The following is a 13,065-nucleotide window of genomic DNA, read 5'->3' as shown; positions in this document are numbered from 1 at the left end:
CGAGGCTCAGGCCCCCGCGCCCCGCAGGAACTCGGCGATGTGGCGGAAGGCGGCCCGGCCCTCGGGGATGTAGTCGGCGAACACCGGGAAGACGTGGACCAGCCCGTCCCACTCCTGGTGGACGACGTCGACCCCGGCGGCCCGGGCGCGCGCGACGGCGGTGCGGGCGTCGTCGCGCAGGATCTCGGTCGTGCTGGCCATGAACAGCGACGGCGGCAGGCCCGTCAGGTCGGCGCGGCCGGGCGCGAGCAGCGGGCTGTCGGCGACGCCGCCGTGCGCCTCGCAGTAGGACCGTCCGGCCGACGCCAGCCGCGCGGCCGGGATCAGCGCGTCGGTGCGGGCGTTGTCGCGGTGGGAGTCCGCCTCGCACAGCAGGTCCGCCCACGGCGAGATGAAGAACGCGGCGCCGGGCAGCGGACGGTCCCGGTCGCGGAGCGCGAGCAGCAGCGCGAGCGCGAGGTGCCCGCCCGCCGAGTCGCCGCCGACGACGATGTCGGACGCCGCGTACCCCCGGTCGAGCAGGAACTCGTAGGCGCCGACGGCGTCGTCGAGCGCGTCGGCGGGCGTGTGCCGGGGCGCGAGCCGGTAGTCGAGCATGAGGACGGGCCGCGCCGTCGCCGCCGCGAGCCGCCACGCGAACGGCCGGTACAGGCGCGGTCCGCCGAAGAAGTAGCCGCCGCCGTGCAGGTAGAGCAGGACCTTGCGCTCGTCCGGCGCCCCGGCCCGCACCCACTCGCTCGCGCCGCGCCCGAAGTCCTGCGGGGTGATCGTCACGCCGCGCGGGACGAGCTGGAACCGCGCGAGGAGCGCGGTGGCGCGCTGGACGAGCAGCATCCCGGCGTCGCCGTCCGGCCCGTGCTCCCAGACCGAGCGCAGCCCGAGCCGGATGACGCGGGACGCGGCGCGCGCCCGGGCCGTGGGCGGCAGGCCGGGCTCCAGCGCGAGCGCCCGCGCGACGCGCCGCTGCGCGGGCGTGGAAGCGACGGGACGGATACGGGACGACGTGACGGCCATGGACGCCTCCAACCGGAAAACTGAACGGCATTCTGCACTCTATGCGAGCCAATTGGACACCCGGTCTCATGAACCGCCTCCGTCACATCCCGGCGCGTCGCGTCCGTCCCGTCCCGCACCCGCTGTCACGATGAACGGATGGATGTCGGGCTGTTCGTCGCGCTGCTCGTCGGGGCCGCCTTCGGCACGGCGCTCGGCTTCGCCGTCGCGACCGGGCGTCAGGGGGCCCTGATCGCCCGGGCCCGCAGCGCCGAGGAGAAGCTCGCCTACGCCGAGGAGCGGATGGCCGAGCGCTTCGAGGCGCTGTCGGCCAAGGCCCTGGACGCGAGCAACCAGCGGTTCCTGGACCTCGCCGACACCCGGCTGAAGGCGGCCGGGGCGGAGGCGGCGGGCGACCTGGACCGGCGCCGCACGGCCGTCGAGCACCTGGTGGCGCCGCTGCGCGACACGCTCGCCCGCGTCGAGGAGCAGCTGCGCGAGGTCGAGACGGGCCGCCGCGAGTCCCACGCGATGCTGGCCAAGCAGGTCGAGTTCGTCCGGCGCAGCTCCGAGGAACTGCGCGGGGAGACGCGGACGCTCGTCCGGGCCCTGCAACGCCCCGAGGCGCGCGGCCGGTGGGGCGAACTCCAGCTCCGCCGCGTGGTCGAGCTGGCCGGGATGGCCCACCACTGCGACTTCGACGAGCAGGCGAGCGCCCAGGCCGCCGACGGCGTCGTCCGCCCCGACCTGGTCGTCCGGCTGGCGGGCGGCAAGAACATCGTGGTCGACTCCAAGGTGTCGCTGGCCGCCTACCTGGACGCCGCCGCGTCCGACGACCCCGCCCGCGAGCGCGACCGCCTCGACGCGCACGCCCGCCACATCCGCGACCACGTCGACCGCCTCGCCGCCAAGGCGTACTGGCGCGCGTTCAGCCCGACGCCGGAGTTCGTCGTGCTGTTCGTCCCCGGCGAGGCGTTCCTGGCGCCCGCGCTGGACCGCGACCCCGGGCTGCTGGAGTACGCGCTGCGCCGCCGCGTCCACCTCGCGACCCCGACGACGCTCGTCACGATGCTGCGGACGGCGTCCTATGCGTGGCAGCAGGCCGCGCTGTCCCGCAACGCCCGCGCGGTGTTCGAGCTGGGACGCGAACTGTACGACCGGCTGGGCGCGATGGGCCGCAGCATGGACGAGCTGGGACGCGGCCTCACCACCGCGATCAAGTCCTACAACCGGACGGTCGGCTCCCTGGAGACGCGGGTGCTCGTCACCGCGCGGCGGCTCAACGACCTCGGCGTGGTGGACGCCCCCCTGGACGCCCCCGCGCCGGTCGAGGACGCCCCGCGCGCCCTGTCGGCCGCCGAGCTGACCGGCGACCCGGCGGTCTCCACCGGACGGACCATTCCCGAGCAAGGCGATCGGCGGGAGAATCGAGGATGACGGCACCGACGGCGGACCGCGCCTCCGGCGACTCCGGGGCGACCGGAGGAGGACGCGTGCGGGCGAGCGACGGCACGGGCCCCGCGCGGGGGGCGGTGACGCTCACCGGGCGCGGCGGCATCGTGGCGATCTACGCGGCGGCGCTGGCCGGCGCGCTGCTCGCCGACGGGACGGGCCTGCTCGCGGGCCTCGGCTTCCTGCTCGGCTGCGCGCTGGCCGCGCTGCTGACCCGGCCGGTGGACCTGCTGACGCTGGCGGTGAGCCCGCCGCTGGTGTTCCTCGCGGCGACGGCGACGGCGGCGGTCGTGCTGAACGCGGGCGAGGACGCGCCGCTGCGCGCGATCGCGGTGGCGCTGCTCACCGCGCTGGCGGCGACGGCACCGTGGCTGTTCGCCGGGACGGTGCTCGTCCTCGTCGTCGGGGTGCCGCGCGGGCTGCTGCGCCAGTTCCGCGAGCTGCGCAAGCGCCTCGCCGGGCTGCGCCTGTTCCACGAGGAGGAGAACGCCGACCCGGTGCGCTGGGACGACACCCGCCGCCGCGAGCCGCCGTCCCACCACGCCGAGGTGGACTGAGCGGTCAGCCCGTCGAGACGATCGGGAGCGGGGCGCGCAGGTCGCGGCGCAGCTCCTTGGGCAGCGAGAACCGCATCCGCTCCTGGACGGACTCGACCTCCTCGACCGTCCCGAAGCCGCGGTCGCGCAGCCAGGCCAGGACGTCCTGGACCAGCTCGTCCGGCACCGACGCGCCACTGGTCACGCCGACCGTGGTGACGCCCTCCAGCCAGGCCGGGTCGATCTGGTCGGCGTAGTCCACGAGGCGGGCGTCGTCGGCGCCGTGCTCCTTGGCGACCTCGACCAGCCGCACCGAGTTGGACGAGTTCCGCGAGCCCACCACGATCACGAACTGGGCCTGCGCCGCCATCTCCTTCACCGCGACCTGCCGGTTCTGGGTGGCGTAGCAGATGTCGTCGGACGGCGGGTCGAGCAGGTTCGGGAACCGCTCGCGCAGCTTCTCGACGGTCGCGATGGTCTCGCTGACCGACAGCGTGGTCTGCGACAGCCACGCCACCTTGTCGGGGTCGCGGACCTCGACGTTCGCGACGTCGTCCGGGCCGTCCACCAGGTGGATGTGGTCGGGCGCCTCGCCGGTCGTCCCGATGACCTCCTCGTGGCCCTCGTGCCCGATGAGCAGGATGTCGTAGTCCTGCGCGGCGAACCGGACGGCCTCCTTGTGGACCTTGGTGACGAGCGGGCACGTCGCGTCGATCGTGCGCAGGCTCAGCCCGGCGGCCTCCTCGTGGACGACCGGCGCGACCCCGTGCGCGGAGAACACCACGATGGCGCCCTCGGGGACCTCCTCGGTCTCGTCCACGAAGATCGCGCCCTTGTCCTCCAGCGTCCGGACGACGTGGACGTTGTGGACGATCTGCTTGCGGACGTAGATCGGCGCGCCGTACTTCTCCAGCGCGATCTCGACCGTCTGGACGGCCCGGTCGACGCCGGCGCAGTAGCCGCGCGGCTTGGCGAGAAGGACGCGGCGCTCGGTCGTGGAGGTCATGCCCCCATCGTACGGAACGCCCTGCGGCGCCGGTGCGGCCGACGTCGTCCCTGACCCGCCGCGCGGCCCGGGCAAAGCACAGGTGAAGCCCGCAAATGTGACCCAGCGCACGTACAGTTCGGCCAGAAACCCGTTGACCCGGGGTGACCGTCCTCCCACTGATGGGGCAGAGTTGTGGGCGGAGAGACGACGTCGTCCGTACGGTCCGGTATCGACGGGCGAGGAGGGAAGACGATGACGAGATCGCCGCGTCGCATCAAGCAGCAGGTGCGCGACACCGTGGGCGAGCAGATCCGGGACCTGCCCCTGCACGCGGTCCGGCTGGCGATGTTCGGCGTCGGCCGCGCCCTGCTCCTCAGCGACCGTGTCACGCAGGACTACAAGGAGATCACCGAGGGCGGCGGCGTCCGCCCGGTGCTCGGCCGGCTGCGCGGGGACGTGCAGCACACGGCCGGGAAGGTCGTCGAGCAGGTGACGCAGCGGGTGCGCGGAGCCGACAGCGAACCCGAGCCCGCTCCGGCCCGCCGGCCGGCGCCGCGCCCGGACGAGCGCGAGATCTCCGTCGGCAAGCCCGGCGCCGCGCCCGCCGCCAAGCCCGCGCCCGAGCCGGGCAACGAGCCCGCGCCGCGTCCGGCCCCCAAGCCGACGCCGTCGCCGAGCCCGGTGCCCGAGCCGGGGACGGCGGTGGAGCCCGCCCCGTCCGCCGAGGTGGAGCCCGTCCCGCCGGCCGCCGTCGAGGAGTCGGGCCGCGGCATCGCGTCCGCCGACCTGCCGGTGCCGGACTACGACGCGGCGACGATCCCCCAGCTCCGCGCCCGGCTGCGCGGCCTGTCGGTGGAGCAGGTGAAGCTGCTGCGCGAGTACGAGCGCACGCACGCGGCCCGGCCGGACGTCGTTCGCATGTACGAGAACCGGATCATCAAGCTCAACGGCCAGGGCTGACGGCCGGGACGTCCTGGAACGTGTGGTCGATGTCCACGCGTTCCAGGGCTGTCAGGTGGCGGCGGCGGACTCCCAGGACGCCGATCGCCGCCGCGCAGCACGCCGCGCCCACCACGTAGGGCACCGACGCGTTCAGGTGCTCGGCGAGCTTGGTCGCGGCGTAGGGCGCGACCGCGCCGCCGAGCCAGCGGACGAAGTTGTACCCGGCCGACGCGACGGGCCGGGGGCTGTCGGACACCTCCATCGCGGCCTCGGTGAACGCGGTGTTGTTCATGCCGATCGGGATCCCCGACAGGATCGTGCAGGCGACGATCCCGCCGTGCCCGAACACGGCGAGCCCGAGCTGGAACACGGCGAGCAGGACGAGCGCCGCGTACATGACGTGGATCGTTCCAAGCCGCCGCTGGAGCCGGGGCGCGACGAACACCGACGACAGCGCCACCAGCACGCCCCAGCCGAAGAAGACCAGGCCGATGCCGTGCGCGTCCATGTCCAGCACGAACGGCGTGAACGCGAGCACCGTGAAGAACGCGTAGTTGTAAAACAGGGCGCTGAAGGCCGTCGTGGACAGCCCGCCGTGCCGCAGCGCGCGGATCGGCGCCGTCAGCGAGGTCTTCGCGGCGGGCTTCGGCGTCCGGCGCAGCAGCGTCGTGATCAGCAGGAAGCCGATCGCCATGAGCGCGGCGGTGCCGAAGAACGGGTACCGCCAGTTCATGTCGCCGAGCAGCGCGCCGACGAGCGGGCCGAGCGAGATCCCGAGCCCGAGCGCGGCCTCGTAGAGGATGATCGCCGACTCCGCGCCGCCGCTGGCCGCGCCGACGATGACGGCGAGCGCGGTCGCGACGAACAGCGCGTTGCCGAGGCCCCAGCCCGCGCGGAAGCCGACGAGCTGCCCGACGGTGTCGGACGTCCCGGCCAGCCCGGCGAACACGACGACGAGCGCGAGCCCGATCAGCAGCGTCCGCTTGCCGCCGATGCGGCTGGACACCCAGCCGGTGACGAGCATCGCGACGGCCGTGATCAGGAAGTAGCTGGTGAACAGCAGCGACACCTGGTTGGGCGACGCCGCCAGGTTCTTGGCGATCGCCGGGAGGATGGGATCGACCAGGCCGATGCCCATGAACGCGACGACGGCCGCGAACGCGGTGGCCCACACCGACAGCGGCTGCCGCAGCAGCGGCGACTGGACGTGCATGGAAACCGTCCTTTCAGGGGGTGAACAGGCGGCCGAGCGCGGGCAGGGCCGCCGCGAGGGCGTCCCGGTCGGCGGCCGGGAGGGCCGCGACGCGCTCGGCGAGGAGGGCGACCCGCCGCTCCCGGGCGGCGCGCAGGCCGTCCCGGCCGTGCGGGGTCAACTCGACGGTGACGACGCGGGCGTCGGCGGCGTCGCGGCCCCGGACGACCCGGCCGTCGCGTTCGAGCCGGTTGACCTGCGCGGTCATGGTGGGGAGCCGGACGCCGTGCTCGGCGGCCAGGTCGGTCATCCGGCGCGGCCCGTCCTCCAGGGAGCCGAGCACCGACGTCTGCTGGCTGGTGATCTCCTGGTCGGCGGTGATGCGCCGGAGCGTGAGCACCATGTCGCGCAGGCGCCGGTTGAGGGTCTCGGCGATCTCGCGGTCGGTCACGGGCCTCTCCTCGTAGTTACTTAGCCATACTAAGTTAGCTCAACTAAGTTTTCAAACGCCCTAGGGTGGGGCGCATGGCGATGGAGACGACGGCGGAGTCGCCGGTGCCCGTCCGGACGGTCCTCCAGGCGGTCGGCGGCTGGATCGGACGACTCGGCCGCATCTGGGTCGAGGGCCAGATCACCGACCTCAACGCCCGGGGCGGGACGGTCTACGTGACGCTGCGGGACCCGGTCGCGAACATGTCCGTCCGGCTCGTCGGGCCGCGCGCGGTGTTCGAGGCGGCGGGTCCGGCGGTCGTGGACGGGGCGCGCATCGTCGTCCACGCCAAGCCGGACTTCTGGATCAACCGGGGCACGTTCTCGCTCAGCGCCATCGAGGTGCGCCCGGTCGGCGTCGGCGAGCTGCTGGCCCGGCTGGAGCGGCTCAAGCAGGTGCTCGCGGCCGAGGGCCTGTTCCGTCCGGAGCGCAAACGGCCGCTGCCGTTCCTGCCCGGCAAGATCGGGCTCATCTGCGGGCGCGACTCCGACGCCGAGCACGACGTCCTGCGCAACGCGCGGCGACGCTGGCCCGCGGTGGCGTTCGCGGTGCGGAACACGGCCGTCCAGGGGACGCACGCCGTCCGGGAGGTCCTGGAGGCGCTGCGCGAGCTGGACGCCGACCCCGAGATCGAGGTGATCGTCATCGCCCGGGGCGGCGGCTCGATGGAGGACCTGCTGCCGTTCTCCGACGAGGCGCTGGTCCGCGCGGTCGCGGCGGCGCGGACGCCGGTGGTCAGCGCGATCGGGCACGAGCAGGACAGCCCGCTGCTGGACCTCGTGGCGGACGTCCGCGCGTCCACCCCGACCGACGCGGCCAAGCGGACGGTCCCGGACGTGCGCGAGCAGATCCAGCTCGTCCGCCAGCTCCGCGACCGGGGCCGCCGGGTCATCGCGGGCGGGCTGGAGCGCGAGACGGCGTGGCTGCGCGGGATGCGGTCGCGGCCCGCGCTGGCCGACCCGGTGCGGGAGATCGAGCGGCAGTCCGAGCAGGTCGCGGCGCTGCGCGACCGGGCGCGGCGGTGCCTGGACGGGGCGCTGTACCGCGCGTCCGACGAGCTGGCCCACACCCGCGCGCGCCTGCTGGCCCTCTCCCCCGCCGCGACGCTGCGCCGGGGCTACGCGATCGTGCAGCGCGACGACGACGGGATCGTCCGGGAGGCGTCGGAGGTGGCGGCGGGCGACCGGCTGCTGGTCCGGCTCGCGGACGGGCGCATCGCGGTCACCGTCGCGCCGGACACGCCCTAGGGTGGGGTGCGTGGCCGACGAGAAACTCACCTACGAGCAGGCGCGCGACCAGCTGACCGACGTCGTGCGGAGGCTGGAGGCGGGCGGGTTGACCCTGGAGGACTCCCTCGGCCTCTGGGAGCGCGGCGAGCGCCTGGCGGCGATCTGCGAGGAGTGGCTGGAGGGCGCCCGCGCCCGGCTGGCCGCCGCGACGGCGTCGCCCGAGCCGGAGAACGACGGCGCGCCGTTCTAGGTGCGGGGCTGAGGCTTCAGCGCTGCGGCGAGGACGGCCAGCTCGTCATAGCTCGCGGTGCCGGTGACGACGATGCTGACGCCGCCGGGGAGCGTCCGGGCGAGCGAGTTCGCCTTCTTGTCCTTGCGGTGGTACGTCTGCCACGTCGCGCCCGCGACCGTGCGCGAGCCCGTCGGGGTCTTGCTGTTGGTCATGCGCGGGACGTACGCGCCGGCGTTCTCGTTGCTCTGCTCGACCGCCGCGTACTGGTCGGACGGCGTCACGAACCCGAGGTGCCACGCGACCGGCCTGCCCTTCAGGCCGAGCCCGTCGACGCGCGAACTCGTCGGCCGCCACGTCGACGGCAGCCCCTGCGGCGCGTACGGGGTGAACGGCGCGCCGCTGCGCATCGCGAGGAGCTGGCCGGAGTAGTCGACGGTCGGCAGCACCTCCTTGTCGCTGCGCGGCGTGATCAGGTAGATCGCGCCGACGAGCACGAGGCAGCAGGCCATCGCCAGCGTGAAGCCGCCGAGCCCGGTGGTCAGCCGCTTGTAGACGCCGGGGTTGACCTCGACGACGGGCCGTTCGGGGGCGGGCTTCTCGGTCGTGTCGCTCACGCCTCAAGCATCGCGCACGGTCAGCGCTGCTCGGTACGCGGGTTCCGGATCGTCGCGACGATCGCCAGCATCTCGTCGGCGAGCCGCCGGGACGCGTCCTCGTCGTCGCCCTGCACGACCTCCGACACCGCGCCCGCCATCGCGCCGGTCAGGACGATGACGAGCGCCTCGTCCACGCCGCCGTCGTCGGTGTGGAACAGCGCGGCGTTGCGGCGCGCCCACCGCTTGAGGCGCTTGCGCATGACGCGGTCGAAGCCGGGCGGGCCGTCGCCGGAGATGAACAGCCGCGCGACCTCGCGTTCGCCGAGCGACCCGTCGAGGTAGGCGTTCGCGCCGGCGAGGAACTGGCGCATGGGGTCGGTCTCGCCCGCGTCGCGGACGGTCGTGATCGCCTCGCGGGTGCGCTCCTGCTGGCGCGCCTGGAACTCGTCGAACAGCGTGAGGTACAGGTCGGCCTTGCCGTTGAAGTGGTGGTAGAGGCTGCCGACGCTGGCGCCCGCGCGCGCCACGATGTCGGTGACGGCGGCCTGCGCGAAGCCCGCCTCGCAGAACACGTCCCGCGCCGCGTTCAGCAGGGCGGTGCGGGTGGCGGCGCCCCGGTCGGAGGTGCGCTGCGCGGGCTCGTCCACTCCGGCGGGCGGCACGTCGATGTCGCTGCTCATGAGTGCTGAGATTACGCCCTCGCCCGCGGGGAAACGATCCCTGTACCCGTCGCCGGAGTTCTGCGCCCGCCCGGCGGCGGTCACGCCGTGTCCCTGGTCTGGTCCAATTTGTGACCCGGGCCGGACATTGCGGAGAATTCTGGATACAACGACCGAAAGGGCTGCGACGTCATGTCCGACGAAACGACCGTCTCCTCCCCCCTCACCACCGAGCCGTCCGCGCCGGACCGCAACCTGGCGCTCGAACTCGTCCGGGTGACGGAGGCGGCGGCCATGGCCGCCGCCCGCTGGGTGGGGCGCGGTGACAAGAACGGCGCCGACGGCGCGGCCGTGAACGCGATGCGGCAACTGATCAACACGGTGTCGATGCAGGGCGTGGTCGTGATCGGCGAGGGCGAGAAGGACAACGCCCCGATGCTGTTCAACGGCGAGCACGTCGGCGACGGCACCGGCGCCGAGTGCGACGTCGCGGTCGACCCGGTGGACGGCACCCGGCTCACCGCGCTCGGGATGAACAACGCGATCGCCGTGCTCGCGGTGGCGCCGCGCGGGTCGATGTACGACCCGTCGGCCGTGTTCTACATGGAGAAGCTGGTCACGGGCGCCGAGGCGCGCGACGCGGTGGACATCGAGCGTCCGATCGGCGACAACATCCGCGCCGTCGCGCGGGCCAAGGGGTCGTCGGTCGAGGACGTGACCGTCGTCATCCTGGACCGGCCCCGGCACGAGGGCATCGTCAAGGAGGTCCGCGAGGCGGGCGCCCGGATCAAGTTCATCCTGGACGGCGACGTCGCCGGCGCGATCATGGCGGCCCGCGCCGGGACCGGCGTGGACCTGCTGCTCGGCATCGGCGGCACGCCCGAGGGCATCATCGCGGCGTGCGCGATCAAGGCGCTCGGCGGCGTGATCCAGGGCCGGTTGTGGCCGCAGGACGACACCGAGCGCCGCAAGGCCGTCGAGGCCGGACACGACCTCGGCCGGGTGCTGACCACCGACGACCTCGTGACGTCCGAGGACGCGTTCTTCGCGGCCACCGGGATCACCGACGGCGAGCTGGTGGACGGCGTCCGGTACGGCAAGGGCGTCGCGACGACGCACTCGCTGGTCATGCGGTCGCGCAGCGGGACGATCCGCCAGGTGACGAGCGAGCACCAGCTGGAGAAGCTGCGCGCCTACAGCGCGATCAACTTCGACGCGGCGGTCTAGCGAGCGCCGCCGCCGCGCGGGGGAACACCGCGCGGCGGCGGTGCGGGTGGGCGCTCCTCAGCGCTTGCGGTTGAGCCGCCCGCGCACGCGGTCGCGCAGGGAGCGCTTCGGCGCGTGGGCGCGGACGGACGTCAGCAGCAGCGTCCCGGCGATCTCCACGGTCGGGCCGCCGTCGGCCGGGCGGTGCCGCAGCTCGCGCGTCCCGACGACGGTGCGTCCGGTGACCTGGACGCGGACGCCGTCGGGGACGAGCAGCCGGATCCGCCCGCCGAGGACGAGGGCGTCCACCACGGTGTGGCGGCGCTGGAGGACGGCGTCGCGCAGGTCGAGGTCGACCGTGCCGAACAGGGCGAACAGCGGGAGCTTCACCGGCACGATCCAGCGGCCCTCGCGCCGGACGCGGCCGAACAGCACCGAGACGGGCCGGTCGTCGGCGATGATCGGCTGGGTCTCGCGGGGCGCGAGGTCGCCGGTCAGCCCGGTCAGCTCGCCGAGCGTGCGGGCGGCGTAGGCGCGCGTCGTGCGGTCGGAGTGCTCGTCGAGGGTGAGGCGGCCGTCGGCGAGGGCCTCGCCGAGCAGCGCGACGACCCGCTCCCGGTCGGCGTCGGAGGCGCGCAGCTCGGTGACGCGCCGCACCGGTTCCCCGGGCCTGCGCGGACTGGACGAATCCACCCGTCCACACTAAAGCGCGCCGCTCTCCGCGACGAACGTCCGCCGGAAAATCAGTAGGCGCGCTCCCGCATGGGACATAACGTGACAAGCGTGACACAACAGACGAACGCGCTGGCGCTGCGCGGCGTCGTGAAGCGGTTCGGGGACCGCGCGGCGGTGGACGGCCTCGACCTGACCGTGGAACGCGGCGTCTGCCTCGGCCTGCTCGGACCGAACGGCGCCGGGAAATCCACGACGATGCGGCTGCTGACCGGGCAGGCCGTCGCGGACGAGGGCGCGATCGAGGTCCTGGGCTTCCCGGTGCCGCGCGAGTCCAAGCGGGCGCGGGCGGCGATGGGCGTGGTCCCGCAGCAGGACAACCTGGACGAGGAGCTGACCGTCCGGGAGAACCTGGAGGTCTTCGCGCACCTGTACCGGGTGCCGCGCGGCGGCCGGGCGGCGGCGGTCGCGCGGGCCGTGGCGCGGGCGCGGCTGACCGGCCGCGAGCGCACCCGCGTCGGGGACCTGTCCGGCGGGATGCGGCGGCGGCTGCTGATCGCGCGCGGGCTCGTCCACGACCCGGCGCTGGTGCTGCTGGACGAGCCGACCGTCGGCCTGGACCCGCAGGTGCGGGCCGAGCTGTGGGGCCTGATCGACGGGCTGCGCGCGGCCGGGACGACCGTCCTGATGTCCACGCACTACATCGAGGAGGCCGAGCGGCTGGCCGACGACTGCGCGGTGATGGCGCGCGGCCGGGTGATCGCGCGCGGCGCCCCGTCCGACCTGGTCGCCCGGCACGCGGGCAAGCAGGCGATCGAGCACCACGGCCCGCCGGCGCGCCTGGCGGAGGTGGAGCGCATCGCGCACGCCGCGGGCCTCCCCACCCGCCGCACGGGCCCCTCGGTGACGGTCCTGCGCGCCGAGGAACTGCCGCCGTCCGCACTCGAAGCGCTCGGCGCGGACGGCTTCGTCCGCCGCCCCACCTTGGAGGACGTCTTCGTGATCCTGACCGGGGAGCGCGTCGAGTGAGTGACACTGGGCGATTGCGGCGGTTTGAGGGGGCCGCTTTGCGTGGGGTGTGGCGGTATGAGGCCGCGCAGTTCACGCGGTACTGGAAGCCGCAGACGTTCGGGGCGTTGTTCGAGCCCGCGTTCATGCTGCTGGCGTTCGGCTACGGGGTCGGGTCGCTGGTCGCGGCGGTCGCGGGGATCTCGTATCGGGACTTCGTGGCCACGGGGGTCGTCGGGACGGCCGCGCTGTTCCTGTCGGTGTTCCCGGCGATGTTCAACGGGTACACGCGGCGCGTCTTCCAGCACACCTACGACGCGGTGCTCGCGGCGCCGGTGGACCTGCACGAGCTGCTGGCGGGCGAGACGGTCTGGACGGCGGCGCGCGCGGGCGTGTTCGGTTCGGCGCCGCTGCTGGTCGGCATGGTGTTCGGGCTGGATCCGGCGCCGGGGATGCTGCTGGTCCCGTTCATCGTGTTCGCGACGGCGTTCGGGCTGTCGCTGTTCGGGGCGTGGACGGCGGCGCGCGTCGCGTCCATCAACTCGCTGGACTACGTGATCACCGGCGTGGTGACGCCGCTGATGCTCGTCGCCGGGACATACTTCCCGATGTCGTCGCTGCCCGGCTGGGCGCAGGTGGCGGCGCACGCGAACCCGGTGTTCCACTGCGTCGAGCTGGTGCGGCACGCGGTGTTCGGGTTCCGGCCGCTCGCCGACCTCGGGCACCTGGCGGGCATCGCGGCGTTCGCGGCCGTCGCGTGGACGCTGGCGCTGCGGACGCTGCGCCGCAAGCTGATCGCCTGATTGACCGGCCCGGGCGCGGGACCCTACCCTCACCTGAACATTCTTCACGTTGACCGAGGGAGCGGGC

General features: G+C 74.0%; 15 protein-coding genes. 8 read left to right on the top strand and 7 right to left on the bottom strand.

All coding sequences use genetic code 11. The features are described 5' to 3' along the window. Positions 1-6: 6 nt before the first annotated feature. On the bottom strand, positions 7-1,014 hold the full coding sequence (locus GQ466_RS02620) for an alpha/beta hydrolase (protein ID WP_161101141.1): 1,008 nt from the start codon (positions 1,012-1,014) through the stop codon (positions 7-9). 138 nt (positions 1,015-1,152) lie between these two features. Here GQ466_RS02620 and GQ466_RS02615 point away from each other — a divergent pair, with 138 nt between their 5' ends. Both GQ466_RS02615 and GQ466_RS02610 read left to right on the top strand, forming a co-directional pair. Continuing rightward, entirely contained in the window at positions 1,153-2,430 is a 1,278-nt protein-coding gene (locus GQ466_RS02615) for a DNA recombination protein RmuC (protein ID WP_161101140.1), read from the top strand. A 56-nt stretch (positions 2,431-2,486) separates the two neighbouring features. Continuing rightward, positions 2,487-3,002 (top strand): DUF6542 domain-containing protein, encoded by a 516-nt coding sequence (locus GQ466_RS02610; RefSeq protein ID WP_161101139.1) that lies wholly within the window; start codon positions 2,487-2,489, stop codon positions 3,000-3,002. Between the two features lie 4 nt (positions 3,003-3,006). Here the strand turns inward: GQ466_RS02610 and GQ466_RS02605 are convergent, their stop codons facing one another. Next, positions 3,007-3,987 carry a 4-hydroxy-3-methylbut-2-enyl diphosphate reductase gene (locus GQ466_RS02605; RefSeq protein ID WP_161101138.1) on the bottom strand — a complete coding sequence of 327 codons (981 nt, stop codon included), beginning with the start codon at positions 3,985-3,987 and terminating at the stop codon, positions 3,007-3,009. A gap of 234 nt (positions 3,988-4,221) precedes the next feature. Here GQ466_RS02605 and GQ466_RS02600 point away from each other — a divergent pair, with 234 nt between their 5' ends. Then, complete coding sequence (locus GQ466_RS02600) at positions 4,222-4,929, top strand: DUF8129 domain-containing protein (RefSeq protein WP_161101137.1); 708 nt, start codon at positions 4,222-4,224, stop codon at positions 4,927-4,929. Here the strand turns inward: GQ466_RS02600 and GQ466_RS02595 are convergent. Together GQ466_RS02595 and GQ466_RS02590 are read right to left on the bottom strand one after the other, a co-directional pair. Then, positions 4,913-6,124 (bottom strand): MFS transporter, encoded by a 1,212-nt coding sequence (locus GQ466_RS02595; RefSeq protein WP_161101136.1) that lies wholly within the window; start codon positions 6,122-6,124, stop codon positions 4,913-4,915. The two genes, GQ466_RS02600 and GQ466_RS02595, sit on opposite strands and share 17 nt — an antisense overlap. A 13-nt stretch (positions 6,125-6,137) precedes the next feature. Continuing rightward, a complete protein-coding gene (locus GQ466_RS02590) occupies positions 6,138-6,554 on the bottom strand; it encodes a MarR family winged helix-turn-helix transcriptional regulator (protein WP_337193291.1) in 417 nt (138 codons plus the stop codon). A 74-nt stretch (positions 6,555-6,628) separates the two neighbouring features. Here GQ466_RS02590 and xseA point away from each other — a divergent pair, with 74 nt between their 5' ends. Then, positions 6,629-7,840, top strand: coding sequence for an exodeoxyribonuclease VII large subunit (gene xseA, locus GQ466_RS02585; RefSeq protein WP_161101135.1), 1,212 nt, complete (start codon positions 6,629-6,631; stop codon positions 7,838-7,840). Between the two features lie 10 nt (positions 7,841-7,850). Then, complete coding sequence (locus GQ466_RS02580) at positions 7,851-8,072, top strand: exodeoxyribonuclease VII small subunit (RefSeq protein ID WP_161101134.1); 222 nt, start codon at positions 7,851-7,853, stop codon at positions 8,070-8,072. Here the strand turns inward: GQ466_RS02580 and GQ466_RS02575 are convergent. Both GQ466_RS02575 and GQ466_RS02570 read right to left on the bottom strand, forming a co-directional pair. After that, positions 8,069-8,668: a DUF4245 domain-containing protein gene (locus tag GQ466_RS02575; RefSeq protein ID WP_337193290.1), complete on the bottom strand. Its 600-nt coding sequence runs from the start codon at positions 8,666-8,668 to the stop codon at positions 8,069-8,071. The genes GQ466_RS02580 and GQ466_RS02575 overlap by 4 nt on opposite strands. A 20-nt stretch (positions 8,669-8,688) precedes the next feature. After that, on the bottom strand, positions 8,689-9,330 hold the full coding sequence (locus GQ466_RS02570) for a TetR/AcrR family transcriptional regulator (protein WP_161101133.1): 642 nt from the start codon (positions 9,328-9,330) through the stop codon (positions 8,689-8,691). 171 nt (positions 9,331-9,501) lie between these two features. On the opposite strand from GQ466_RS02570, the gene glpX reads away from it, so the two are divergent. After that, positions 9,502-10,536: a class II fructose-bisphosphatase gene (gene glpX / locus GQ466_RS02565; RefSeq protein ID WP_161101132.1), complete on the top strand. Its 1,035-nt coding sequence runs from the start codon at positions 9,502-9,504 to the stop codon at positions 10,534-10,536. Between the two features lie 57 nt (positions 10,537-10,593). On the opposite strand, the gene GQ466_RS02560 is transcribed toward glpX, so the two are convergent. Continuing rightward, positions 10,594-11,208 (bottom strand): DUF1707 domain-containing protein, encoded by a 615-nt coding sequence (locus GQ466_RS02560; RefSeq protein WP_161101131.1) that lies wholly within the window; start codon positions 11,206-11,208, stop codon positions 10,594-10,596. Between the two features lie 90 nt (positions 11,209-11,298). Between GQ466_RS02560 and GQ466_RS02555 the strand changes: the two genes are divergently transcribed. Both GQ466_RS02555 and GQ466_RS02550 read left to right on the top strand, forming a co-directional pair. Continuing rightward, a complete protein-coding gene (locus GQ466_RS02555; RefSeq protein ID WP_378186421.1) occupies positions 11,299-12,216 on the top strand; it encodes an ABC transporter ATP-binding protein in 918 nt (305 codons plus the stop codon). 47 nt (positions 12,217-12,263) lie between these two features. Next, positions 12,264-12,998 carry an ABC transporter permease gene (locus tag GQ466_RS02550; RefSeq protein WP_337193289.1) on the top strand — a complete coding sequence of 245 codons (735 nt, stop codon included), beginning with the start codon at positions 12,264-12,266 and terminating at the stop codon, positions 12,996-12,998. Positions 12,999-13,065: the final 67 nt, after the last annotated feature.

The organism is Actinomadura rayongensis, from assembly GCF_009831215.1.
Lineage (GTDB): Bacteria > Actinomycetota > Actinomycetes > Streptosporangiales > Streptosporangiaceae > Spirillospora > Spirillospora rayongensis.
This window is presented reverse-complemented; position numbering and strand designations above follow the sequence as displayed.